Source organism: Pseudomonas sp. LBUM1651 (genome assembly GCF_059716135.1).
Genome location: NZ_CP166805.1, coordinates 4,523,190 through 4,547,278, shown reverse-complemented (window position 1 = coordinate 4,547,278; position 24,089 = coordinate 4,523,190). Strand labels below are relative to the sequence as shown.

Here is a 24,089-nt window from a genome sequence, read left to right as displayed (position 1 = left end):
GATGATGACAACCCAAAACAACGCTCTGCCCACCCAGCGCAAACCTCTGGACCTGCGGCGCTTTCTCGATGACTGGGTGATGCTGCTCGCGGCGGTCGGGATCTTTGTGCTCTGCACCTTGCTGATCGACAACTTCCTTTCGCCGCTGAACATGCGCGGTCTGGGGCTGGCGATTTCGACCACCGGGATAGCGGCGTGCACCATGTTGTATTGCCTGGCGTCGGGGCATTTCGACTTGTCGGTGGGGTCGGTGATTGCCTGTGCCGGTGTGGTGGCGGCGGTGGTGATGCGGGACACCGACAGTGTGTTCCTCGGTGTCGCTGCGGCGCTGTTCATGGGGCTGATTGTCGGGCTGATCAACGGGATTGTGATTGCCAAGCTGCGGGTCAATGCGTTGATCACCACGCTGGCGACCATGCAGATCGTTCGTGGTCTGGCTTACATCTTTGCCAATGGCAAAGCGGTGGGCGTGTCGCAAGAGTCGTTCTTCGTCTTCGGTAACGGCCAGTTGTTTGGCGTGCCGGTGCCGATTCTGATCACCATCGTCTGCTTCCTGTTTTTCGGCTGGCTGCTGAATTACACCACCTACGGGCGCAACACCATGGCCATCGGTGGCAACCAGGAAGCGGCGCTGTTGGCCGGGGTCAACGTTGACCGGACCAAGATCATCATCTTCGCCGTGCATGGCGTGATCGGGGCGTTGGCCGGGGTGATCCTGGCTTCGCGGATGACCTCGGGACAGCCGATGATCGGCCAGGGTTTTGAACTGACGGTGATCTCGGCTTGCGTGCTGGGCGGGGTGTCGCTGAGCGGCGGGATCGGCATGATCCGGCATGTGATTGCCGGGGTGTTGATTCTGGCGATTATCGAGAATGCGATGAACCTGAAGAACATCGATACGTTTTATCAGTATGTGATTCGCGGTTCGATCCTGTTGCTGGCCGTGGTCATCGACCGCCTCAAGCAACGCTGAGATTTTTGCTGTTTGTGCTGACCCCTTCGCGGGCAAGTCGGATCGCCGCACCGCTCGCTCCTACAGGTCATGTGTCGTGCACGGATTATGCGACTGACACGTAACCTGAGCGAGCGGTGCGGCGATCCGAGCCCGCGAAAGCGATGTATCTGATTCACCTTTCCGTCACTTTCACTAAATATTTCTTGCTCGTTACAACGCGTTTCGGTTATCACGTTGTACATGATTAGACAGGTACGATTTGACAAGAAACAACGGGTGGTCGACGAACTCATCCGGCGCATCGAAAGCGGCCTCATGGAGGACGGCTTTCTGCTGCCGGGCGAGCATCAGTTGGCTCAAGAATTCAAAGTCAGCCGCGGTACGCTGCGTGAAGCCCTGGCCGAATTGAAACGGCGCAACTACATCGCGACGCAAAGCGGTGTCGGTTCCATCGTCACTTTCGACGGTGTGGTGCTCGATCAGCGCAGCGGTTGGGCGCAGGCCCTGGCCGACAGCGGGTCGCTGATCAATACCGAAGTGCTGCGGCTGGAGGCGGTGACTCGGCCTGACCTGCTGTCGCGTTTCGGCACCGACCAGTTCATCACCCTCGACCGGCGCCGCCGTTCCACCGACGGCAAGCTGGTTTCCCTCGAACGCTCATTGATGCCCGCCACCGGAGACCTGGAAAGCCTGCCGCGTGTCGGCCTGATCGATAATTCACTGACCATTACCCTGGCCGCCTACGGCTACATCGGCGAGCGCGGCGATCAATGGATCGGCGCCGAACCCTTGAACGCCGAAGACGCCGAGCTGCTCGGCCGCCCGGTCGGCACGGTATTCCTCAAAGCCTTGCGCACCACGTACGACCGGCAAAACCGCTTCATGGAACAAGTCGAAAGCCTGCTCGATCCCGTGCACTTTCGCCTGCACCTGCAATTTGGAAACCAGCAATGACCGCGCTCAATCGTGCCCTGGGCGCGTTTTACGGACTGGCCCTGGGCGATGCGCTGGGCATGCCGACCCAATCCCTGAGCCGCGCTGAAATCAAGGCGCGCTTTGGTGAAATCACCGATCTGCAAGACGCTGGCCCGGATCAACCCATCGCGGCCAACATGCCCAAAGGCTCGATCACCGACGACACCGAACAGGCGATTCTGGTCGGTCAGTTGTTGATCGACGGCGATGGCAAGATCGAACCTTCGGTGCTGGCCCAGCGGCTGATCGAATGGGAAGCCGCGATGCAGGCCAAGGACTCGCAGGATTTGCTCGGTCCGTCGACCAAACGTGCGATCGAGATGATTCTCGCCGGCCAGTCGCCGGAAGAAGCGGGGCGTTATGGCACCACCAACGGCGCGGCGATGCGTATCACGCCGGTCGGGATTTCGGCGGATGTCAGCGATCCCGAGCGTTTCATCAACGCCGTGGTGCAGGCCTGCCAGGTCACTCACAACACCACGCTGGGCATTTCCAGCGCAGCGGCGGTGGCGGCGGTGGTGTCGGCGGGCATCAACGGCATGGACCTGGGCGAAGCGTTGAACCTCGGCCAGCAGATCGCTCTGCAAGCGGAAAGCCACGGCCACTGGGTCGCGGGCGGACGGATTGCCTCGCGCATCAGTTGGGCGCGGACGATCAGCGTCGACAGTGACAAGGCGTTGCTGGCGGACTTGATGTACGACGTGATCGGCACTTCAGTGGCGTCACAGGAGTCGGTGGTGGTTTCGTTTGCCCTGGCGCAACAAGTGGCCATCGGTGAGATGAATGCCTTCGAAGCGGTTTGCATGGCCGCAGGTTTAGGCGGTGACACTGACACCATCGCGGCGATTCTCGGGGCCATGCTTGGGGCCTGTCTGGGGCTTGAGAGCTGGCCTGTTGCAATGATCGACCAGGTCAAAGCCGTTAACTCGTTGGAGCTGGAGCCATTGGTGCAAGGGCTGTTGGCTTTGCGTTGACTGGGCTGACGCCATCGCCGGCAAGCCGGTCTCGCTCCCACAGGATTTGTGAACGCCGCAGATCACCGTGGGAGCGAGACCGGCTTGCCGGCGATGGCCGCGCCGCTTACTTGAATTTTTAACCCGCAATGGATCGCACTGACTTGGCCAGGACAGCCGGGCTGTTGTTTTCGTCTTCCGTCATTGCCCATAACCACAACAAAGGCAACAGGAGCATTTCACATGAGTTCATCGAACGCCGGGCAAAGCGCCGGGCAACTGGAAACCCGTGGCATCGAACCGGTGCCGGAAGCGGAGTGCAACGGTCATCCGCTGCAACTGTTCTGGGTCTGGTTCGCCGCCAACATTTCCATTCTCGGCCTGCCGCTGGGCGCCACGCTGGTGGCGTTTCGCGGGTTGGCGATCTGGCAGGCGATCATCGTCGCGATCCTCGGCGCTGCCGGTTCCTTCGCGGTGGTCGGGATCATCTCCATCGCCGGTCGCCGTGGTCGCGCACCGAGCCTGACGCTGTCGCGGGCGATCTTCGGGGTGCGCGGCAATATCGGCCCGACACTGGTTTCGCTGATGTCGCGGCTGGGTTGGGAAACCGTCAACACCACCACCGCCGCGTTCGTGTTGTTGTCGCTGTGTTCGATCCTGTTCGGTTCACCGGTGGAGGCCAAAAGTGCGCCGGTGTTGACCCTGATCTTCATCGCGATTTTCGTGCTGCTGACCTTGTCGGTGTCCGGCCTCGGTCACGCGACGTTGCTGGTGATTCAGAAGTGGGCGACCTATGTGTTCGGCGCGTTGAACATTCTGGTCGGCGGTTTCCTTTGCGCCACCATCGACTGGAGCGCCGTGTTCAACGCCACACCTGCGCCGTTGAGCGCGATGATCATCGGCGTCGGCACCATGGCCGCCGGCACCGGGATCGGTTGGGCGAATGCCGGTGCCGACATGTCGCGTTACCAGCACCGCAGCGTCAAGGCTGCGCGTCTGGTGGCCTCGGCTGCATTCGGTGCGGGTATTCCGCTGGTGTTGCTGATCACCCTCGGCGGCCTGCTGTCGGTGGGCAACAACGACCTGGCGTCGGCCACTGACCCGATCATCGCGATCCGCGACATGCTGCCGACCTGGATGGCCGTGCCGTACCTGATCACCGCCTTCGGCGGCTTGCTGCTGTCGAACAACCTGTCGGTGTATTCCGCCGGTTTGACCACGTTGACCCTGGGCCTCAAGGTCAAGCGCGTCTACGCCGTGGTGGTCGACATCGTTGCGATCTTCGTCGGTTCGATTTACTTCATGCTGATCGCCGACAGTTTTTACGGCCCATTCATTACCTTCATTTCCTTGCTGGCAGTGCCGATCACGGCGTGGGTCGGGATCTTCGTCGTCGATCTGATTCACCGTCATTACTACAGCCCCAAAGACCTGCTGGACGTCAGCCCGAGCAGCGCCTACTGGTATCGCGGCGGCGTCGAGTGGCGCGCCTTCGGTGCGTGGGCGCTGGCGATTGTGCTGGGGTTCAGCTTCACCACCATCGGCACCACCGAACAAACCGTCTGGTTCCGCGGATTCCTCTCCGACTCGTGGCTGGGTCATAACGGCCTCGGCTGGATCGTGACGTTCCTGGTCGCTGGCGGGATTTACTTTGTACTCGGTGGCGCCAAGGATCGCCGCGCCGCATCGCTCGAGAATGCTCATGCATAGGCGCCCTGTCTCACAAATACTGTTCCTTTTTGACGGTGTTTGTTGCCGCCATGCTGCGTTGCCCCTCCTCGCCATAGCGAGCTATGACTCGTCGTGGCGCCTTGCCTGACGACAACAATCACTCGCCAAAAGAGGAACGATTTGTGAGACAGGGCACCAAGCTGTTGCACACCGGCCAAGTCATCATCGACCTGGTCATGGCCGTGGATAAACTGCCGCGGTCCGGCGGCGACGTACTGGCGCAGTCCGCCAGTTTCGAAGCGGGCGGCGGCTTCAATGTGATGGCCGCAGCCCAGCGTAATGGCTTGCCGGTGGTTTACCTCGGCCGTCATGGCACCGGTCGTTTTGGTGATCTGGCGCGGGAGGCGATGAAGGCTGAAGGCATTCGCATCGGCATTGCCCACAGCGCCGAACGGGATACCGGATTGTGCGTGGCGATCACGGACGCCTCGGCTGAGCGTAGTTTCGTTTCCTACATTGGTGCCGAAGGCGAAGTGACTGCCGAGGACCTGGCGAGCGTGCCGGCCGAGGCGGGCGATTATGTCTACGTCAGCGGCTACAGCCTGCTGCATGTCGGCAAGGCTCAGGCGCTGGTGGATTGGGTGCTGGCGTTGCCGGCCGGGATTAACGTGGTGTTCGATCCGGGCCCGTTGGTGGAGTCACCGGATGCGCCGTTGATGCGGGCCTTGTTGCCGCGCATCGATCTATGGACCAGCAACAGCGTCGAGGCACTGCGGTTTACCGGGGCGTCGGACATCGCCGAGGCGCTGGATCGGTTGACCGATCATCTGCCCGCCGATGTGTTGATGGTGGTTCGCGATGGGCCGCAGGGGTGCTGGATCAGTCAGCGTGGCGAGCGTCAGCATGTGCCGGGCTTCGAGGTTGAGGCGGTGGACAGCAATGGCGCCGGAGATGCTCACTCCGGCGTGTTTGTGGCCGGATTGGCGCAGGGGCTGTCGGCGGGTGAGGCGGCGCGGCGGGCGAATGCGGCTGCAGCGTTGGCGGTGACTCGGTGGGGGCCGGCGACTTCGCCGGGGGTGGCTGAAGTGGATGCGTTGATCCGCAACACTTTCGGCGACTGATCTGACGTCTTCGCGGGCAAGTCGGATCGCCGCATCGCTCGCTCCTACAGGAATCATGCTGTCCCCTGTAGGAGCGAGGCTTGCCCGCGAAGGGGTCTTCAGCCGTTTAAATATCCAGCTTGCGCGCCGCCTCAACCCCGGCCGCGCTGAGTTTGATCGGCAAGTTCAGCGAGTGCTCACCGGCCTCGTTGCAGGTCACATGACCATGCTGGATCAACCCGCGATCCTGCAGCGTGGCGAGGGTGCTGGCCACGACTTTCTCCCCCCGGTAGTTGTCCAGGACCTCCTTGCCCAGCCCACTCGGATGGGCGTGCAGCAGACGGGTCAGGACTTCTTTCTCAAGGTTTTTATCGACGTTCATGGTTACCTCTTCATGGATGTGGACAGGTACAGCTCGCGTGGGCGATTTATTGGCTGGCGCCGCCCTCGGAACCCGAGCCACCGGTGGTGGTTTTCGAGCCGATGCCGGGGCCGGCGTTATCGGGTGTCTGGGTGTCGGGCATGTTCATTCCACCTTGACGGCCCGCGTCGTTTCCCTGGATCCGCGGGTCGGTGCCCGTGGACGGAGGCAGGCTGCTGTCGACGCCGGTGCCATTGGTGTTGATGCCGGGTGCGCTTTGAATGGCGGGGGATTTGGGTTTTTCGACCGGGTCGGTCGGGCCGGTACCGGAGGTGGTGTTCGCGGCGAAGGCAGCAGAGGACAGCAGGGTAGCGAGAACGAGGGCGGTCAGTCGGGACATGATCATGGTGTCGTCTCCATTTAATTAGAGTCCTTACCAGATATTGGTCCGCCCCCGATTTGGTTTGGTGCCTGATGAACGACGAACGGTTCAGGCCTGCTGCAGCGTCTTGACCCTGAAGCGGCGCCAGAGCAAGCGGCCCACGGTGATCAGCCAGTTCAGCAGCGCGACGCAGAGAACGGTGAGCAACAGTGTGGTCATCCCGTGTTCAACGATGATCTTCCCGGCCAGCAACGGAAAACCGAACACGCCGATGAAGTACGACAGGCTGAACAACAGCAACGATTGCGCAGTGGTGCCGCTCGGCGCTTCGTTCGCGGCCAGGCCGTTGATCACCGAATACGTCAGCCCGTAACCGACGCCCAGCATCATCGCGGCCAGCACGTAGCTGAAGCCGCTGTCGACCACGAAACCGAACATCACGATCGAGCCCGTCATCAGCCCCGACAACAGGCAGGATGCGCGGAACGGATCGCGCTTGACCACAAACCCGGCAATCAACATCCGGCTGCTGATCGCCGCGCCCATGAAGCCGAAAAAGAACAGCGAGTAATCCAGCGAGCGAGACGCCGCGTAACTGGTTTGAAAACTCGACAGGCCGCCGAACACGCATCCGCCGAGGCCGACCATGAGAATCGGGAAGACTGCTCTGGACGACAGCACCTGAACCGTTGCACGCCAGGAAATGCGTGCGACCGAGGCGGTGGGCGAGGGCGCCTTTTTCAGTTGCGCATCCAGACGCCAGAACAGCACAACGCCGATCAGACTGGCGAGCGCTGCGAGGTAAAACGCCGCCGTCACCGGATAGCCGAGCGCACTGGCCGCGCGGCCCAGCAACGGGCCGCTGCCGATCCCGGTCATCATGCTGCCCGACAGCAGCGCAAAGTATTTGGCGCGCTGAGCGGGCGTCACCAGACTCGCGACGATGATCGGCCCGAGCGTGTAGAAAACGCCCCAGCCCAACCCCAGGAGCAACCCGAAAATCAGCAGCAGAGGGCCGAAGCCCGGCGTCAGCGCGAAGCCCAGGCTGGCCGCTACCAGCAGCACGCCGAACCGCGCAATCGAACGCGCCGCTCCCAGTAGATCAGACAAGTGCCCGGAGACAATCACCGCTGCAAACGTGCTGAGCATCGCCGCCGAAATCACGCTGCCGGCATCGTGTTCGTTGCCGCCACGGGAACCGATCAACAACGAGAGCAAAAACGTCGAGCCGTAGGACAGCGACAGCAAATAGCTGGCGAGACAAAACAGGCCGAACAGCTTGCTGGAGACTTGAGGCGGTGCGATGGACATGACGCGGTTCCTTGACCCGATAACGGTGAGTGTCATCTATCTATCATGCGAGGCGCGGATGTTAGGTCCGAGGTTATCGATTCCAGGGTTAGTGGTGGCCGGAGTAATGCCTATACATGATCGCCCTGTAGCTTTTGTGGCGAGGGAGCTTGCTCCCGCTGGGCTGCGCAGCAGCCCTTGCAACAGATCGACTCTGTTTGCCTGAAAGAGCGCGTCGCGTCGCTTGTTTTGGGGTTGCTGCGCAACCCAGCGGGAGCAAGCTCCCTCGCCACAGACTGCGAGTCGACTTAGTATGGCGTTTTCCACTTTTGACGAAGGCACGTCCATGACGATCGAAATCCGCCCGGCGACCCCCAGCGATGCACCGCAAATCCTCGGGTTCATCACTGAACTGGCCGATTACGAACGTGCCCGCCACGAAGTCATCGCCAGCGTTGCCGACATCGAGCGCAGCCTGTTCAGCGAAGGCGCCACCGCCCACGGCCTGATCTGCCTGCGGGACGGTTTGCCGATTGGCTTTGCAGTGTTTTTCTTCAGCTACTCCACCTGGCTCGGCAGTAACTGCCTGTACCTCGAAGACCTCTATATCACCCCCGAACAGCGCGGCGGCGGCGCGGGGAAAACCTTGCTGCGCCACTTGGCGAAAATCGCCTGCGCCAATGATTGCGGACGATTCGAGTGGAGCGTGCTGGACTGGAACAAACCGGCTATCGACTTTTACAAATCATTGGGCGCGCAACCCCAGGAAGAGTGGGTGCGGTATCGGATGGATGGTGCGGTGTTAAGGGATTTTGCCGAGGGCGATTGAATCCTTAAAAGATCGCAGCCTTCGGCAGCTCCTACAGGTGTACGCCACCCAATGTAGGAGCTGCCGAAGGCTGCGATCTTTTTTTGGTTTTATCCCAATATATGGGAGTGATATTTATATATTGAGATTTTTCCGCGTCCGGGTTTATAGTCCAGCTCACTCACTGCCAATAAACAAAACAGGTGAAGCGATGCTGGCGCAATTGATCGCGCTCGATTGGGGGACAACCTCATTACGTGCTTACAAACTCGCCGCGGGTGGCCAGGTGCTCGAACAGCGTTCGCTGTCATCGGGGATCATGCAGCTGCCCCGGACGCCGCGAATCATTAATGGCCAGGAATGCACCGGTGGTTTTGAACTGGCCTTCGACGACGCCTGTGGCGACTGGCTGGACGCGCAACCCGACTTGCCAGTGATTGCCTGTGGCATGGTCGGCAGCGCTCAGGGTTGGCGCGAAGCGGCCTACCGCGATACACCGGCGAACGTCGCCAATCTCGGAACTTCCCTACAAACCATTCGCAGTCTTCGCGGTGTTGATGTGCACATCGTGCCGGGCGTGATTCAGCGTTCGCATCTGCCGAACGTGATGCGCGGCGAAGAAACCCAGGTCCTCGGCGTGCTGCAAAATCTGCCGGCCGGGGCGGGCGGTGATCTGTTGATCGGCCTGCCGGGCAGTCATTCGAAATGGGTGGAAGTGGCCGACGGCTGCATCGTGCATTTCGATACCTTCATGACCGGCGAAGTCTTCGCCGTGCTCAGCGAATACAGCATTCTGGGGCGCACTCAGCAACGCGGCGCATCCTTTGATGGCGACGCGTTTGACCGTGGTGTGCAAGTAGCGTTGTCGACGGATGGCGAGATCGGTCCGTTGTCGACGTTGTTCAGTGCCCGCAGCCTCGGGCTGACCGGTGAGCTGAGCGGCAGCGCGCAACCGGACTATTTGTCCGGCCTGCTGATCGGCCATGAGTTGTCGGCGCTGGCCACTGTTCAGCGGCGTCGGCGCAACAGCGTTCATCTGCCGTCGATCATCCTCATCGGTAATTCCCAACTTTGTACCCGCTACAGCCGGGCCCTCGACGCCTGCGGTTTTGCTCGCGTGACGCTGGCCGAACACGCCACCGAACGCGGGTTGTGGCAGTTGGCGCTCGCTGCCGGACTCGTCACCCCACATCCATCCCGTTAAACCTGACTGGAGGTCTGACATGCTCAAGCAAGCCCTGGCGCAAAACGGCCTGATCGCGATCCTGCGTGGTCTGCGCCCGCAGGAAGCGGCGGCTATTGGAGAAGTCCTTTACGCAGCCGGATTTCGCGTCATCGAAGTGCCGCTCAATTCCCCCGAGCCGTACGAAAGCATCCGCATCCTGCGCAGTACCCTGCCTACCGATTGCCTGATCGGTGCCGGCACGGTGCTGACGCTGGAGCAGGTCGAGCAGGTGAAAGCCGCAGGCGGGCAGGTGATCGTCATGCCCCACAGCGATCCCAAAGTGCTGCGCGCAGCGAAAGCGGCGGGGCTGTTCCTGTCGCCGGGTGTTGCGACACCGACCGAAGCCTTCGCCGCATTGGCCGAAGGTGCGGACGTGCTGAAGATGTTCCCGGCCGAGCAAATGGGCCCGGCCGTCGTCAAGGCCTGGCTCGCGGTGTTGCCGGCCGGAACCATTCTGGCGCCGGTGGGCGGGATCACACCGGACAACATGCAGGTGTTTATCGACGCCGGCGTCAAAGGCTTCGGCCTCGGGTCCGGGTTGTTCAAACCCGGTATGACGGCGCAAGAAGTGGCAGTGAACGCCAAGGCGTATGTCGCTGCATGGAACGCTCTGCGCTAAGACTTTTCTGGCGCCGAGCGCGCTGCATCTAACAAGAGAGAGAAGAGATGAAAATCACCAAACTGACCACCTTCATCGTTCCGCCGCGCTGGTGCTTCCTCAAGGTCGAAACCGACGAGGGCGTGACCGGTTGGGGCGAGCCCGTGGTCGAAGGCCGCGCCCACACTGTGGCGGCCGCCGTTGAAGAATTGTCCGACTACCTGATCGGCAAAGACCCACGCAACATCGAAGACATCTGGACCGTGCTTTACCGCGGCGGCTTCTACCGGGGCGGCGCGATCCATATGAGTGCCCTGGCCGGTATCGATCAGGCATTGTGGGACATCAAGGGCAAGGCTTTGGGTGTGTCGGTCAGCGATCTGCTGGGTGGTCAGGTGCGCGACAAGATTCGCGTGTATTCGTGGATTGGCGGCGACCGGCCGGCGGACACCGCGCGGGCGGCGAAAGAAGCGGTCAGCCGTGGTTTCACTGCGGTGAAAATGAACGGCACCGAAGAGCTGCAATTCCTCGACTCCTTCGAGAAAGTCGACCTGGCCCTGGCCAACGTCGCTGCCGTGCGTGACGCGGTCGGGCCGAATGTCGGCATTGGTGTGGACTTCCATGGCCGGGTGCACAAGCCCATGGCCAAGGTGCTGATGAAGGAGCTCGATCCGTACAAACTGATGTTCATCGAAGAACCGGTGCTCAGCGAAAACTACGAAGCGCTGAAAGAACTGGCACCGTTGACCAGCACGCCGATTGCCCTTGGTGAGCGCCTGTTCTCGCGCTGGGATTTCAAGCGCGTGCTCAGTGAAGGTTACGTCGACATCATCCAGCCCGATGCTTCTCACGCTGGCGGCATCACCGAAACCCGCAAGATCGCCAACATGGCCGAAGCCTACGACGTCGCGCTGGCGTTGCATTGCCCGCTGGGCCCGATTGCCTTGGCGGCGTGCCTGCAACTGGACGCGGTTTGCTACAACGCGTTCATCCAGGAGCAGAGCCTGGGCATTCACTATAACGAGAGCAATGACCTGCTGGATTACGTCAAGGATCCGCGGGTGTTCGATTACGACAAAGGCTTCGTGAAGATTCCAAATGGCCCGGGCCTGGGCATCGAGATCAACGAGGAGTACGTGATCGAACGCGCGGCGGTCGGGCATCGCTGGCGCAACCCGATCTGGCGCCATGCCGATGGCAGTTTTGCCGAGTGGTGAGTTCTCCCTGACCCACCGCAAATCCCTGTGGGAGCCAGCCTGCTGGCGATTTGGTCGGCACATCCAGCATTTATGGTGACTGACCCACCGCGATCGCCAGCAGGCTGACTCCCACAGTTTGATCTCCATGGACAGGGAGATCTGCATCATTCCAGTTTTACATCGACCTCAATAAACATAAGAAGAGGCAATCCCCATGCAACCGCAAACCCTCACCGGACAGGCGTCGTTGGTGACGCCCAGTCGCAAGCGTTTTTTCATCATGGTGCTGCTGTTCATCACCGTGGTGATCAACTACCTGGATCGCAGCAACCTTTCCATTGCCGCCCCGGCGCTGACCAGTGAACTGGGGATCGACCCGATTCATGTCGGGCTGATCTTTTCCGCATTCGGCTGGACCTATGCCGCCATGCAAATCCCCGGCGGCTGGCTGGTGGACCGAGTGCCGCCGCGCATTCTCTACAGCGTCGCGTTGTTGCTGTGGTCAATCGCCACGGTGATGCTCGGCTTCGCCGCCAGTTTCATCGCGCTGTTCGTCTTGCGCATGGCGGTCGGTGCCCTGGAAGCACCGGCGTATCCGATCAACAGCCGTGTAGTGACCACTTGGTTTCCGGAGCGCGAACGCGCCACGGCCATTGGTTTCTACACCTCCGGCCAGTTCGTTGGTCTGGCGTTCCTGACGCCGGTACTTGCCTGGTTGCAGCATGAATTTGGCTGGCACATGGTGTTTGTCAGCACCGGTGCGGTGGGCATTCTCTGGGCGGTAATCTGGTACGCGGTGTATCGCGAACCACGGGATTTCAAAGGCGCCAATGACGCCGAAATCGACCTGATCCGCGAAGGCGGTGGGCTGGTGGATATCCAGGCTGAGCAAGCAAAGGTCAAGGCGAAGTTCAGCTGGACCGACCTCGGCATCGTCCTGACCAAACGCAAACTCTGGGGCATCTACCTCGGCCAGTTCTGCCTCAACTCGACGCTGTGGTTTTTCCTGACGTGGTTTCCGACCTACCTGGTGAAATATCGCGGCATGGACTTCATCAAGTCGGGCCTGCTGGCATCGCTGCCGTTTCTCGCCGCCTTCGTCGGTGTGCTCTGCTCCGGGTTCTTCTCCGACTTCCTGATCCGCCGCGGTTACACGGTGGGTTTCGCCCGCAAGCTGCCGATCATTGGCGGCTTGCTGATTTCCACCTCGATCATCGGCGCCAACTTCGTCGAGTCGACGCCGCTGGTGATTGCTTTCCTCGCGCTGGCCTTTTTCGGTAACGGGCTCGCCTCGATCACCTGGTCACTGGTTTCCACGTTGGCGCCGGCACGGTTGTTGGGGCTGACCGGTGGGGTATTCAATTTCATCGGCAACCTGTCGGCGATCACCACGCCAATCGTCATCGGTTTCCTCGCCAGCGGTGATTCGTTTGCCCCGGCAATTACCTACATCTCGGTTCTGGCGCTGATTGGTGCGCTTTCCTACATTCTGCTGGTCGGGAAGGTCGAGCGTATCAAGTTGTAGTCGTAGCCGTCGGGCGACCATAATGCCGCCCGTTCCCTCGCTCAACGGTAAAGGCTGGATATGCAGGAAGACGCCCCAAAAATCGCCAAGGACGCCGCGCCGACCGGCACCCAGACACTGCTTCGCGGTCTGGGTGTGGTTCAGGCCGTGGCCAGTGGCGCCCGCGATCTCAAGGAAATCGCCCGGCTGATCGGCACCACACGCAGTACCACCCATCGTCTGGCCAGTTGCCTGGTGGACGAGCGTTATCTGCGCGTGGTGCCGCAAGTCGGGTATCTGTTGGGGCCGAAGCTGATCGAGCTGGGTTTTCAGGCGCGCGAGGAACTGCCGCTGGTGACCCTGGCCGGGCCGTATCTGGACGAGTTGTCGGCGTTGACCGGCGACACCATCCACCTGGCGATTCGCGAGGGCGACGAGGTGCTGTATCTGCACAAGAATCCGGGGCGCAATGGTCCGGAAATGCGCTCGCGGGTCGGCCACCGCATGCCGTTGGCGCGGACTGGGATCGGCAAGGCGCTGATGCTGGATGACACGCAGGAAGAATGGCAACGACTGTACGAAGTCAGCTTGCCGGCGGGTGGGAAAAATCAGTTCTGGCCGCAGCACCCGGAGCAATCCTGGGAGCAGTTTCAGCAGCGCATGATTGACTATGTAGCGGGCGGTTACGCCTTCGATCTGGAAGACAACGAGCCGTCGATCCGCTGTGTGGCGGCGCCGATCCGGGATGCCAGCAAACGCATCGTTGCCGGCATCAGCATCGCGAGCACCGTACCGTACATGCCGCTGGAAAAAATGGCCGAGCTGATTCCCCTGATCAAAGGGGTCACAGCCCGGCTCTCGGCAGAGCTTGGCGCTAAGGTCTGATCAGACTTTCAGCGTCGCCATGTCGATGACGAAACGGTACTTCACGTCACCGGCGATCATGCGGGCGTAAGCCTCGTTGATCTGGCGAATGTCGAGCATTTCGATGTCGCAGGTGATGTTGTGCTCGGCGCAGAAATCCAGCACTTCCTGGGTTTCGGCGATGCCGCCGATCAGCGAGCCGGCGAGTACACGGCGGCCCAGTACCAATTTGGCCGCGTGGACCGGTGGATCAATCGGTTCAATCAAACCCACCAGAATGTGCACGCCGTCGAAACGCAGCGTATCGAGGTAGGGATTGAGGTCGTGCTGCACCGGAATGGTGTCCAGCAGGAAGTCGAAATGGCCCGCTGCTGCCTTCATCTGCTCGGCATCGGTGGACACAATCACATGGTCCGCGCCCTGACGACGTCCTTCTTCAGCCTTGCTCGCCGAGCGGGTGAACAGCGTCACTTCCGCACCCATCGCCTTGGCAAACTTGATGCCCATGTGGCCGAGGCCGCCCATGCCGAGAATCCCGACCTTGTCGCCCGCCTTCACGCCGTAGTGCTTGAGCGGCGAGTAGGTGGTGATGCCGGCGCAGAGGATCGGCGCAGCGCTGGCGAGGTCGAGTTTTTCCGGGATGCGCACGACGAAGTGTTCACTGACCACGATGCTGTCGGAGTAACCGCCCATGGTGTTGCTGCCATCCACGCGGTCGGGTGTGGCATAAGTCATGGTCGGACCTTCGAGACAATATTGCTCGAGGTTGGCCTGGCAAGCTTCGCAGCTGCGGCAGGAATCGACCATGCAACCGACGCCGACCAGATCGCCGACTTTATGCTGGGTAACATTCGCACCGACGGCGGTCACTTTGCCTACTATCTCGTGGCCGGGCATCAGCGGATAAACGGCAATGCCCCACTCGTTGCGTGCCTGGTGGATGTCGGAATGGCAAACGCCGCAGTAGAGAATCTCGATCGCCACGTCGTCGGCCCGAGGGCTGCGGCGCTCGAATTTCATGGGGGCGAGGGGAGTGGTGGCCGACTGGGCGGCGTATCCGATGGCGGTGTACATGGTGAACCTCGCAAAAGCAGTGACAGGTGAGGTGGCGCATTCTGGGCGCCGCGCCGGTCACCGGCCATGGTGATTCCTCCGGGTGTCATGCCTATTCCTCCGGTATCGGCGTTAGTTTGGTCAAATGGACGATCAGACCTGCGATGATGCTTTCATCCCTTTTTCCGCGACTTTTTTGTGAAGATCTCTCATGTTGTTGACCCGTCATCTGGATGCCAATACCACGCTGGTTTCGCTGATTGAACCACTGGCGACCCGCGACGGTTTCAGCCAAACCGCATTGCCTGGCGTGCAAGTTCTGCGGGCGAGTTGCGATGTCGCCCGTGGCCCGCATATTTACGAGCCGAGCCTGATGATCATCGCCCAGGGCAGCAAGCTGGCGTATTTGGGGCCGCGGACCCTTGAATACGGCGCCGGGCATTACCTGATTCAAGCGTTGCCGGTGCCATTCGAGTGCGAAACCTTTGCCTTGCCAAATGCGCCGCTGCTCGGGATTTCGGTGGCCATCGACCGGGTATTGCTGGGGGAGCTGGTGCTGGCCATGGGACTTGCGCCGAATCGGCACATTACGGCGCAGACGCCGGAGTCGATGACCTCGGTGGTGCTCGACGACGGCATGCGCGGTTGCGTGGAGCGACTGTTGCGTTGCCTGCACGATTCGCTGGACGCCCGGATCATGGGGCCGTCACGCGTGCGCGAGTTGCTGTTCGTCGCCTTGCGTGGGCCGCAGTCCGATGTGTTGCGTGCGTTGGTGGAACAGCAGGGGCAGTTTGCCCGTGTCGCGGCGGCGATCAGTCATTTGCATGCGCACTACACCGAGCCGTTGAACGTCGAGACGCTGGCCAGTTGCGCGAACATGAGTCCGTCGACCTTTCATGAGCATTTCAAGCGCAGCACGTTGTTGTCGCCGGTGCAGTATCTGAAGCGCTTTCGGTTGCTCAAGGCGCAGACGTTGCTGGTGGCGGAAGGGTTGGGCGTGGCGCAGGTGGCGCATCGGGTCGGGTATCAGAGCACGTCGCAGTTCAGTCGCGAGTACAAGCGGTACTTTGAGCGCAGCCCCGGAGACGAACGCGCCGCCTAAGGCACCGCGAATCCCTTGTAGGAGCCGAGCTTGCTCGTGAAGGCGGTGTGTCAGGCGAGATCAATGCTGGATGACACGCCGCCTTCGCGAGCAAGCTCGGCTCCTACAGGTGGCGGTGGTGTTGCATCAATCTCAGGCAACAAAAAGGCCCCCATCAAGGGAGCCTTGTTGTTCAGCGATTCAACTTACATGTTCGGGTAAGTCGGGCCGCCAGCACCTTCCGGCGCCACCCAGGTGATGTTCTGTGCAGGGTCCTTGATGTCGCAGGTCTTGCAGTGAACGCAGTTCTGGGCGTTGATCTGGAAGCGCTTCTCGCCGTCTTCGTTTGTCACCACTTCGTACACGCCGGCCGGGCAGTAGCGCTGGGCAGGTTCATCGTACATCGGCAGGTTCTTGGCGATAGGGATGCTTGGATCGGTCAGCTTCAGGTGGCAAGGCTGCTCTTCTTCATGGTTGGTACCGGAGATGAACACCGAGCTGAGCTTGTCGAAACTGATCTTGCCGTCCGGTTTCGGGTAGTCGATCTTCTTGCAGTCGGCTGCGAGCTTCAGGCAAGCGTAATCCGGCTTGGTGTCGTGCAAGGTGAACGGCAGTTTGCCGCCGAAGATGTTCTGGTCCAGCCAGTTGAAACCGCCGCCGACGATAGCGCCGAACTTGTGGATCGCCGGGCCGAAGTTGCGGCTGGCGAACAGTTCGTCGTAGAGCCAGCTCTTCTTGAATGCGTCGACGTAAGTGGTCAGCTCTTCGGTGCTGTCTTTTTCGGCGAACAGCGCCTCGGCCACGGATTCAGCGGCGAGCATGCCGGACTTCATCGCGGTGTGGCTGCCTTTGATCTTGGCGAAGTTCAGGGTGCCAAGGTCGCAACCGATCAGCGCGCCGCCCTTGAAGACCATTTTCGGCAACGAGTTCAGGCCGCCTTTGCAGATGGCGCGGGCGCCGTAGCTGATGCGTTTGCCGCCTTCCAGGTACTGCTTGAGCACCGGGTGATGCTTGAGGCGCTGGAACTCGTCGAACGGCGACAGGTAGGTGTTGCTGTAGGAAAGGTCGACGATCAGACCGACCACCACCTGGTTGTTTTCCAGGTGATAGAGGAAGGAGCCGCCGGTGTTCTCGGTGCCCATGATGTCCAGCGGCCAGCCGGCGGTGTGCACCACCAGGCCTGGCTGATGCTTGGCCGGGTCGATTTCCCAGATTTCTTTCAGGCCGATGCCGTAGTGCTGGGCGTCGGCTTCGCTGTCGAGGTTGAAGCGCTTGATCAGCTGCTTGCCGATGTGGCCACGGCAGCCTTCGGCGAACAGCGTGTATTTGCCACGCAGTTCCATGCCCGGGGTGTACAGGCCTTCTTTCGGGTGGCCTTCGCGGTCAACGCCGAGGTCACCGGTGATGATCCCGCGAACCACGCCGTTCTCGTCGAACAGTGCTTCCTGGGCGGCGAAGCCCGGGTAGATTTCCACACCCAGGTTTTCGGCCTGCTGAGCCAGCCAGCGGCACAGGTTGCCCAGGGAGATGATGTAGTTGCCTTCGTTGTGCATGGTCTTGGGCACAAAGAGGTCAGGAATTTTCTGCGCGCTGTCGGCGTTCTTGAGAACGAAGATGTCGTCGCGAGTCACCGGCGTGTTCAGCGGGGCGCCGAGTTCTTTCCAGTCCGGGAACAATTCGTTCAGGGCGCGTGGTTCGAACACGGCACCGGACAGGATGTGAGCACCGACTTCGGAGCCTTTTTCGACCACGCAGACGCTGATTTCCTTACCGGCTTCAGCAGCCTTCTGCTTCAAGCGGCAGGCGGCGGAAAGACCAGCGGGGCCGGCACCGACGATGACCACGTCGAATTCCATGTATTCGCGTTCCACAGGTTATCTCCTACTCAAGGCTCAACAGTTTTTTTTCTAATTGGAGGTTTGGTGTCGCATCCATGAATCCCTGCGCAAGCGGGGAAGAGGACAATCGATGAACCACCTTTCTCTCTGGGTGGCGCATTATATCTACACCACTCCTAGCGTCCAATACAAACGTTTGTTTGAATTGGCTCAAAGCCAGAGAAATCAAAGTCACGCGGCTTATGAACGGCTATTTTGCCGTATTGACCGGAATAGGCGTTCCGGTCAAGATACGGTCGGTTTTGCGCTCGCCGTAGGCTGACTGTTGGTTTCAAGAGCACCTCTAAAGACAGGGCGATGGCAGTACAAGGTGATGCGCGGCGCAGTGTTGGCGCGCAGTTTACACGCCACGATATTGAATGACTTGTTGGTTACCACTGACGAACGGTCATCAACTTCATAAGCGATGGTCACTTGATACGTATGCCGGCGTTTTTAGAGGTGCCCTTGCGCCCGATGAGCATCAACCGCCAGGTTCGCCTAGGCGACTTTCTTTTCACCGGAGAGTAACGAGGAATCCATGAAGGTTCTTGTAGCTGTCAAACGCGTTGTGGATTACAACGTCAAGGTTCGCGTCAAGGCGGACAATTCCGGCGTCGACCTCGCTAACGTGAAGATGTCGATGAACCCATTCTGCGAAATCGCCGTGGAAGAAGCCGTACGCCTGAAAGAGAAAGGTGTTGCGACTGAAATCGTCGTCGTTTCCGTCGGCCCGTCCACCGCTCAAGAGCAACTGCGCACCGCGCTGGCTCTGGGTGCCGACCGCGCCATCCTCGTCGAATCCGCTGAAGATCTGACTTCCCTGGCCGTTGCCAAACTGTTGAAAGCGGTTGTCGACAAGGAACAGCCTCAGCTGGTGATCCTTGGCAAACAAGCCATCGACAGCGACAACAACCAGACTGGCCAGATGCTCGCTGCATTGAGCGGTTACGGTCAGGGCACCTTCGCTTCGAAAGTTGAAGTGTCCGGCGACAGCGTTGCCGTGACCCGCGAAATCGACGGTGGCGCGCAGACGGTTTCCCTGAAACTGCCGGCCATCGTCACCACCGACCTGCGTTTGAACGAGCCGCGTTATGCGTCCCTGCCAAACATCATGAAAGCCAAGAAGAAGCCTCTCGAAGTGCTGACTCCGGACGCTTTGGGCGTTTCCACCGCCTCCACCAACAAGACCGTGAAAGTCGAAGCGCCAGCTGCACGCAGCGCGGGTATCAAGGTCAAGTCGGTGGCTGAACTGGTCGAGAAACTGAAAAACGAAGCGAAGGTAATCTAATCATGACTATCTTGGTAATCGCTGAACACGACAACAAAGTGCTGGCCCCAGCCACGCTGAACACCGTGGCCGCTGCTGCCAAAATCGGCGGCGACATCCACGTCCTGGTTGCAGGTCAGGGCGCTGGCGCCGTGGCTGAAGCCGCTGCGAAAATCGCTGGCGTGGCGAAAGTGCTGGTGGCCGACAACGCCGCCTATGCTCACCAACTGCCGGAAAACGTCGCGCCGCTGGTAGCCGAATTGGGCGCTGGCTACAGCCACATCCTGGCTGCCGCGACTTCCAACGGCAAAAACATCCTGCCGCGCGTTGCCGCTCAGCTGGACGTTGACCAGATCTCCGAGATCATCTCGGTCGAAAGCGCTGACACCTTCAAGCGCCCGATCTACGCCGGTAACGCCATCGCTACCGTTCAGTCGAACGCTGCGGTCAAAGTGATCACCGTACGTGCCACCGGTTTCGACCCGGTTGCTGCGGAAGGTGGTTCGGCATCGGTTGAAGCCGTTGCCGCTGCGCACAACGCTGGCACGTCGAGCTTCGTTGGCGAAGAACTGGCCAAGTCCGATCGTCCGGAACTGACCGCTGCCAAAATCGTCGTTTCCGGCGGTCGCGGCATGCAGAACGGCGACAACTTCAAACACCTGTACGCCCTGGCCGACAAGCTGGGCGCTGCCGTCGGTGCTTCCCGCGCCGCGGTCGACGCAGGTTTCGTACCCAACGACATGCAGGTCGGTCAGACCGGCAAGATCGTTGCTCCACAGCTGTACATCGCGGTCGGTATCTCCGGCGCGATCCAGCACCTGGCCGGCATGAAAGACTCCAAGGTGATCGTTGCGATCAACAAGGACGAAGAAGCGCCGATCTTCCAGGTGGCCGATTACGGCCTGGTGGCGGACCTGTTCGAAGCCATCCCTGAGTTCGAGAAGCTGGTCTAATCCAGCGGCTTGACCTATAAAGAGCCCGACCTTTTGGTCGGGCTTTTTTTTTGTTCTTCTGTAGGAGCGAGCTTGCTCGCGATGGACGTTAACGATGACGCGCGAGTTCTGGATAAACGCGGCGCATTGGAGATCATCGCGAGCAAGCTCGCTCCTACAGGTAAATACCGATTTTGAGTGGAGTGTATTCCCATGGATTTGCGCCGAGTGTTCGGTTGGTCATTGCTGCTGGGCCTGACGGTGTTGCCGACACTGTCTGTTGCCGCGGGCAAGTGCGAACGCCTGGTGGTCACCGGCAGCCCGGATGCGCCGCCGTACCTGTGGCAAGACCCGCAAAATCCTAAGCATCTGATCGGCGCCAGTGCCGATTTGTTGCAGCAAGTGGCAGGGGAATTGGGCATCAAGGTCGAGTTGCTGTACGCCGGTAAACGCTCCAAGGCCCTCGATGAAGTGCGCAGCGGGCGCATGGACATGCTGGCGGATGCACCGCTGACGGTCAGCGAACTGGAAACCCTGGATTACATCCATCCGCCGTTGCTGGAAAACGATTACCTGGTCTGGACCCGAAAAGATTCGCCTCTGGTCTACAACGAAGCACAAGATCTCCACGGTCACCCCGGCGCGTTGTCGGAAAAGTCTCGAATAACCCCGGCATTTGGTACGTTCGCCGAGCAGCAATTGACCCTCGTGCGTACATCAAACCTGACCCAGGCCCTTCAGAAACTGCTGTTGGGCGAGGTGGAATTTGTTCTCGCGGGACGTTATTCAGGCATGGCGACCGCGCAGGCACTGAGCATGGCCAATGATCTGGTGGCGCGTCCACAACCGGTCGACAAACCCGGCCTGTTCCTCGCGGTTTCCCATAACTCCGCCTGCAACGATCCGTGGTTGCGCGGACAGCTGGCCAAAAAGATGACAGAATTGCCCGCGTCCGGACTGACGGAAGCCGTGCTGCAACGCAACGTTGAGCGTTGGAAAGCGCAGCAACAGCAACAACCCGCCAGTACCCCAAAACAGTAGGGATTTTTAGTGAGTATTCGACCTCTTTTCGCTGCCCTGGCCGTTCTGGCTCTGGCGGGTTGTGCAGCCGATCCGGCGCCGAATGAACAAATACGCCTGACCGATCAGGCACTGATACAAGCCAAAGCCGTGGGCGCCACCGCCGACGAGGTGCCGGAACTGAAACTGGCCGAAGACAAGTTCAGCCGTGCCCAGGGCGATATGGCGGACCAGTCCTACAAGCATGCGCGGATGCGGGCCGAACAGGCCGAGCTGGATGCGCGCCTGGCCGAAGCGAAGGTCCTGACCCTTAAAAGCGAGGAGCAGTTGAACGTGCTCAATACCCGCATCACCCGTCTGCGCAAGCAAGTGGGAGATGCCCAATGAGCCTCAAGTCCAGCGCCATCGGCGGAGTGATCCTCGCAGGTTGCGTCAGCCTGTATGGCTGCGCCGGTCAGCACAGCGAAACCGCGTTGCAAGACGCCAGTGCCGACTTCCAGAAGGTCAAGGAAGATTCCAACGTGCTGCGTATCGCGCCGAAAGACGTGATTCGCGCCGGTGAGTCCCTGGCCCGCGCCGATCGCCTGTCCAGTTACTGGGGCAGCGGTTCGGACGTGGTCCATTACGCCTACCTGAGCCGGCGCTACAGCGAAATCTCCCGGGAACACACCAATCAGGTGCTCAATGAAGAGCGCGCGGCGAAGCTCGAACTGGAGCGTCAACGCCTGCAACTGGCCTTGCGCGAGTCCAAGTTGCTCAGCGTGCAGCAGCAGGGCAAGTGGCTCGAAGAACAGATTGTCGCGCTCGCCACCACCCAGACCGACCGTGGCCTGGTGATGACCTTGGGCGACGTGCTGTTCGATACTGGCGAAGCGGAGTTGAAAAACTCGGCGAACCGCGTGGTGTTGAAAATCGTGCAGTTCCTGCAGCTCAACCCCAAGCGCGTCGTACGCATCGAAGGCTACGCCGACAGTACCGGCGGCAAGCAGGAAAACCTCAAGCTGTCCCGTGACCGTGCGCAATCGGTGGCCGATGTGCTGATGGACCTGGGCATCGACGATAAACGCATCCAGGTCGAAGGGTATGGCGACGAATACCCGGTGGACGTGAACGCCTCAGAACGGGGCCGCGCGCAGAACCGGCGGGTGGAAATTGTGTTCTCCGACGAAAAAGGCCAGATGGGCGCCGCCCGCTAATGGGCGCCTCCTGGTGAAACCACGCACTCCGTAGGAGCCGGCTTGCTGGCTCCTACAAACCCGGCCTGCCCGTCAGCGCCGGGTTTTTTTACGCCTGCTAACCACCACACAAAACAGTACAGTTTTTGCTGACACTGCACTGTACCGTCGACTATTGTGGCAACTGTCCCCGTACACTTCTAAACTGTTCCGGTATTGTTTCACACAAGAATAAAATGCCCGTGAAATCGAGTGCTGCGTCATGACCAATCTCTTGCTCTACCAACGTATTGCTCAGCAACTGGCCGAAGACATCCGTCGTGGTGTCTATCAACCGGGGGAGCGCGTGCCTTCGGTGCGCAAGATGAGCTCGCAGCTCAACGTCAGCCATGCCACGGTGTTGCAGGCCTACGCCAATCTCGAAGATCAGGGGCTGATCCGCGCCCGGCCGCAGTCGGGTTACTACGTGCACCAGACACCGGCCCTGACTGCGCCGACCCCGGACATCGCCCGGGTCGAGCGTCCCGGCCTGGTCACCCGCAGCAGCATCATTCAACAGGTGTTGGTCGAATCCCGCCGCGAGGGTGTGTTCCCTTTGGGCGCGGCGGTGCCGAGCGTCGATTACCTGCCGGTGCGGGCGCTGCATCAGCAATTGGCCAAGGTCACCCGTTTCCATAGTCCGCGCGCTTTTAGCTACATGTTCAGCCCCGGTTTCGAGCCGCTGCGCCGCCAGGTGGCCATTCGCATGCGCGACGCCGGCGTAGTGGTCGATCCGTCCGAAGTGGTGATCACTCACGGCTGTGTCGATGCCTTGCAGATGTCCCTGCGCGTGCTGACCCGGCCGGGCGACTTGATCGCCGCCGAATCGCCGACCTATTACGGTTTGTTGCAACTGGCCGACCTGCTGGGCCTCAAAGTCATCGAGATCCCTAGCGATCCGGCCACAGGCATGAGCCTTGAAGCCCTGCAACTGGCGGCCAATCAATGGTCGATCAAGGCGCTGGTGCTGACCACGCGCCTGAGCAATCCGCTTGGCGGCACCATGCCCGAAGAGCGGCAGAAACAACTGCTGCGTCTGGCCTCGGATTTCGATATCCAGGTGGTCGAAGACGATATCTACGGCGAACTGATGTTCGAGCAGGGCCGCACCAAGTCGCTCAAGGCCTACGACCGGCTGGATCGGGTGATCTATTGCTCAAGCTTCTCCAAGACCCTGTCACCGGGCGTGCGGATCGGCTGGATGATCGCGGGCAAGTACCAGCAGGAAATCCAGCGCCTGCAGACCTTCAGCACGCATTCCGCCTGCAGCGTCACGCAGATGGGCATTGCGGCGTATCTGGAAAATGGCGGTTACGACCGGCATCTGCGCTACATCCGTCAGGAATACCGCAAGAACCTCAGCGCTTTCCAGCTCGCGGTGCAGCAGTATTTCCCGGAAGGCACGCAGATGACCCGTCCGACCGGCGGTTTCATTCTGTGGGTGAGTCTGCCAGGCCGGGTCAACACGCAAGAATTGCACGTGCGTGCGCTGCAACAAGGCATCAGCATTGCGCCGGGGCTGATTTTCAGTAACACCGAGCAGTTCAATCACTGCATCCGGCTTAACTGCGGAACGCCCTGGAACCGTGAAGCCGAGCGTGCCCTGATGACCCTGGGCATGCTCGCCACGCAACTTTGCCAGGAGATGGCCGGCGGCATTTGACGGGGCGGGCGGGTAAATCCCGCCCGAGCTTGTCATGTCGCGTCCAACAAGCGAGCATATGGCCCTCTGCCGATAGTTTCGTTAGCTGCGTTGG

Annotated in this window: 23 protein-coding genes; 18 read left to right on the top strand and 5 right to left on the bottom strand. The window is 60.5% G+C overall.

What is annotated here, in order from left to right; genetic code table 11:
• Positions 1-4: 4 nt before the first annotated feature.
• The 5 genes from araH (at position 5) to ACA066_RS21170 (ending at position 5,675) form a co-directional block, all read left to right on the top strand.
• Entirely contained in the window at positions 5-973 is a 969-nt protein-coding gene (gene araH, locus ACA066_RS21190) for an L-arabinose ABC transporter permease AraH (protein WP_150636025.1), read from the top strand.
• Between the two features lie 222 nt (positions 974-1,195).
• Positions 1,196-1,909: a GntR family transcriptional regulator gene (locus ACA066_RS21185; protein ID WP_497696498.1), complete on the top strand. Its 714-nt coding sequence runs from the start codon at positions 1,196-1,198 to the stop codon at positions 1,907-1,909.
• Positions 1,906-2,904 (top strand): ADP-ribosylglycohydrolase family protein, encoded by a 999-nt coding sequence (locus ACA066_RS21180; RefSeq protein WP_497696497.1) that lies wholly within the window; start codon positions 1,906-1,908, stop codon positions 2,902-2,904. Before ACA066_RS21185 ends, ACA066_RS21180 begins: the two co-directional genes overlap by 4 nt.
• 222 nt (positions 2,905-3,126) lie before the next feature.
• Positions 3,127-4,593 (top strand): purine-cytosine permease family protein, encoded by a 1,467-nt coding sequence (locus ACA066_RS21175; RefSeq protein ID WP_497696496.1) that lies wholly within the window; start codon positions 3,127-3,129, stop codon positions 4,591-4,593.
• 143 nt (positions 4,594-4,736) lie between these two features.
• Positions 4,737-5,675 carry a PfkB family carbohydrate kinase gene (locus tag ACA066_RS21170; RefSeq protein WP_497696495.1) on the top strand — a complete coding sequence of 313 codons (939 nt, stop codon included), beginning with the start codon at positions 4,737-4,739 and terminating at the stop codon, positions 5,673-5,675.
• Between the two features lie 106 nt (positions 5,676-5,781).
• On the opposite strand, the gene ACA066_RS21165 is transcribed toward ACA066_RS21170, so the two are convergent.
• The 3 genes from ACA066_RS21165 to ACA066_RS21155 form a co-directional block, all read right to left on the bottom strand.
• On the bottom strand, positions 5,782-6,036 hold the full coding sequence (locus tag ACA066_RS21165) for a hypothetical protein (protein WP_497398531.1): 255 nt from the start codon (positions 6,034-6,036) through the stop codon (positions 5,782-5,784).
• 46 nt (positions 6,037-6,082) lie between these two features.
• The gene (locus tag ACA066_RS21160) at positions 6,083-6,421 is read right to left on the bottom strand and encodes a hypothetical protein (protein WP_497696494.1); all 339 of its coding nucleotides are present in this window, start codon (positions 6,419-6,421) and stop codon (positions 6,083-6,085) included.
• 84 nt (positions 6,422-6,505) lie between these two features.
• Complete coding sequence (locus ACA066_RS21155; RefSeq protein ID WP_497696493.1) at positions 6,506-7,708, bottom strand: MFS transporter; 1,203 nt, start codon at positions 7,706-7,708, stop codon at positions 6,506-6,508.
• A gap of 325 nt (positions 7,709-8,033) precedes the next feature.
• Here ACA066_RS21155 and ACA066_RS21150 point away from each other — a divergent pair, with 325 nt between their 5' ends.
• The 6 genes from ACA066_RS21150 to ACA066_RS21125 all read left to right on the top strand — a co-directional run bounded on the left by ACA066_RS21150 (position 8,034) and on the right by ACA066_RS21125 (position 13,906).
• A complete protein-coding gene (locus tag ACA066_RS21150; RefSeq protein WP_497696492.1) occupies positions 8,034-8,516 on the top strand; it encodes a GNAT family N-acetyltransferase in 483 nt (160 codons plus the stop codon).
• A 190-nt stretch (positions 8,517-8,706) separates the two neighbouring features.
• Entirely contained in the window at positions 8,707-9,699 is a 993-nt protein-coding gene (locus tag ACA066_RS21145; protein WP_497696491.1) for a 2-dehydro-3-deoxygalactonokinase, read from the top strand.
• Between the two features lie 19 nt (positions 9,700-9,718).
• Positions 9,719-10,339, top strand: a complete 621-nt coding sequence (locus tag ACA066_RS21140) for a 2-dehydro-3-deoxy-6-phosphogalactonate aldolase (RefSeq protein ID WP_497696490.1) — start codon at positions 9,719-9,721, stop codon at positions 10,337-10,339.
• A 47-nt stretch (positions 10,340-10,386) separates the two neighbouring features.
• Positions 10,387-11,535, top strand: a complete 1,149-nt coding sequence (dgoD, locus tag ACA066_RS21135; RefSeq protein ID WP_007903915.1) for a galactonate dehydratase — start codon at positions 10,387-10,389, stop codon at positions 11,533-11,535.
• A gap of 196 nt (positions 11,536-11,731) precedes the next feature.
• Positions 11,732-13,042: an MFS transporter gene (locus ACA066_RS21130; RefSeq protein ID WP_497696489.1), complete on the top strand. Its 1,311-nt coding sequence runs from the start codon at positions 11,732-11,734 to the stop codon at positions 13,040-13,042.
• A gap of 60 nt (positions 13,043-13,102) precedes the next feature.
• Positions 13,103-13,906: an IclR family transcriptional regulator gene (locus tag ACA066_RS21125; RefSeq protein WP_497696488.1), complete on the top strand. Its 804-nt coding sequence runs from the start codon at positions 13,103-13,105 to the stop codon at positions 13,904-13,906.
• Here the strand turns inward: ACA066_RS21125 and ACA066_RS21120 are convergent, their stop codons facing one another.
• The gene (locus tag ACA066_RS21120) at positions 13,907-14,959 is read right to left on the bottom strand and encodes an NAD(P)-dependent alcohol dehydrogenase (protein WP_497696487.1); all 1,053 of its coding nucleotides are present in this window, start codon (positions 14,957-14,959) and stop codon (positions 13,907-13,909) included.
• Positions 14,960-15,149: 190 nt separating this feature from the next.
• Between ACA066_RS21120 and ACA066_RS21115 the strand changes: the two genes are divergently transcribed.
• Positions 15,150-16,040 (top strand): AraC family transcriptional regulator, encoded by an 891-nt coding sequence (locus tag ACA066_RS21115; RefSeq protein WP_497696486.1) that lies wholly within the window; start codon positions 15,150-15,152, stop codon positions 16,038-16,040.
• A gap of 185 nt (positions 16,041-16,225) precedes the next feature.
• On the opposite strand, the gene ACA066_RS21110 is transcribed toward ACA066_RS21115, so the two are convergent.
• Complete coding sequence (locus ACA066_RS21110) at positions 16,226-17,890, bottom strand: electron transfer flavoprotein-ubiquinone oxidoreductase (protein WP_497696485.1); 1,665 nt, start codon at positions 17,888-17,890, stop codon at positions 16,226-16,228.
• Between the two features lie 547 nt (positions 17,891-18,437).
• On the opposite strand from ACA066_RS21110, the gene ACA066_RS21105 reads away from it, so the two are divergent.
• The 6 genes from ACA066_RS21105 (at position 18,438) to ACA066_RS21080 (ending at position 23,995) form a co-directional block, all read left to right on the top strand.
• Complete coding sequence (locus ACA066_RS21105) at positions 18,438-19,187, top strand: electron transfer flavoprotein subunit beta/FixA family protein (protein WP_017340080.1); 750 nt, start codon at positions 18,438-18,440, stop codon at positions 19,185-19,187.
• A gap of 2 nt (positions 19,188-19,189) precedes the next feature.
• The gene (locus ACA066_RS21100) at positions 19,190-20,119 is read left to right on the top strand and encodes an electron transfer flavoprotein subunit alpha/FixB family protein (RefSeq protein WP_497696484.1); all 930 of its coding nucleotides are present in this window, start codon (positions 19,190-19,192) and stop codon (positions 20,117-20,119) included.
• A gap of 192 nt (positions 20,120-20,311) precedes the next feature.
• Positions 20,312-21,139 (top strand): substrate-binding periplasmic protein, encoded by an 828-nt coding sequence (locus tag ACA066_RS21095; RefSeq protein WP_497696483.1) that lies wholly within the window; start codon positions 20,312-20,314, stop codon positions 21,137-21,139.
• A 9-nt stretch (positions 21,140-21,148) separates the two neighbouring features.
• Positions 21,149-21,505, top strand: a complete 357-nt coding sequence (locus tag ACA066_RS21090; RefSeq protein WP_084323007.1) for a DUF4398 domain-containing protein — start codon at positions 21,149-21,151, stop codon at positions 21,503-21,505.
• Entirely contained in the window at positions 21,502-22,314 is an 813-nt protein-coding gene (locus ACA066_RS21085) for an OmpA family protein (protein ID WP_497696482.1), read from the top strand. The genes ACA066_RS21090 and ACA066_RS21085 overlap by 4 nt, the downstream gene beginning before the upstream one ends.
• A gap of 241 nt (positions 22,315-22,555) precedes the next feature.
• Positions 22,556-23,995 (top strand): aminotransferase-like domain-containing protein, encoded by a 1,440-nt coding sequence (locus ACA066_RS21080; RefSeq protein WP_017340075.1) that lies wholly within the window; start codon positions 22,556-22,558, stop codon positions 23,993-23,995.
• Positions 23,996-24,089 lie beyond the last annotated feature (94 nt).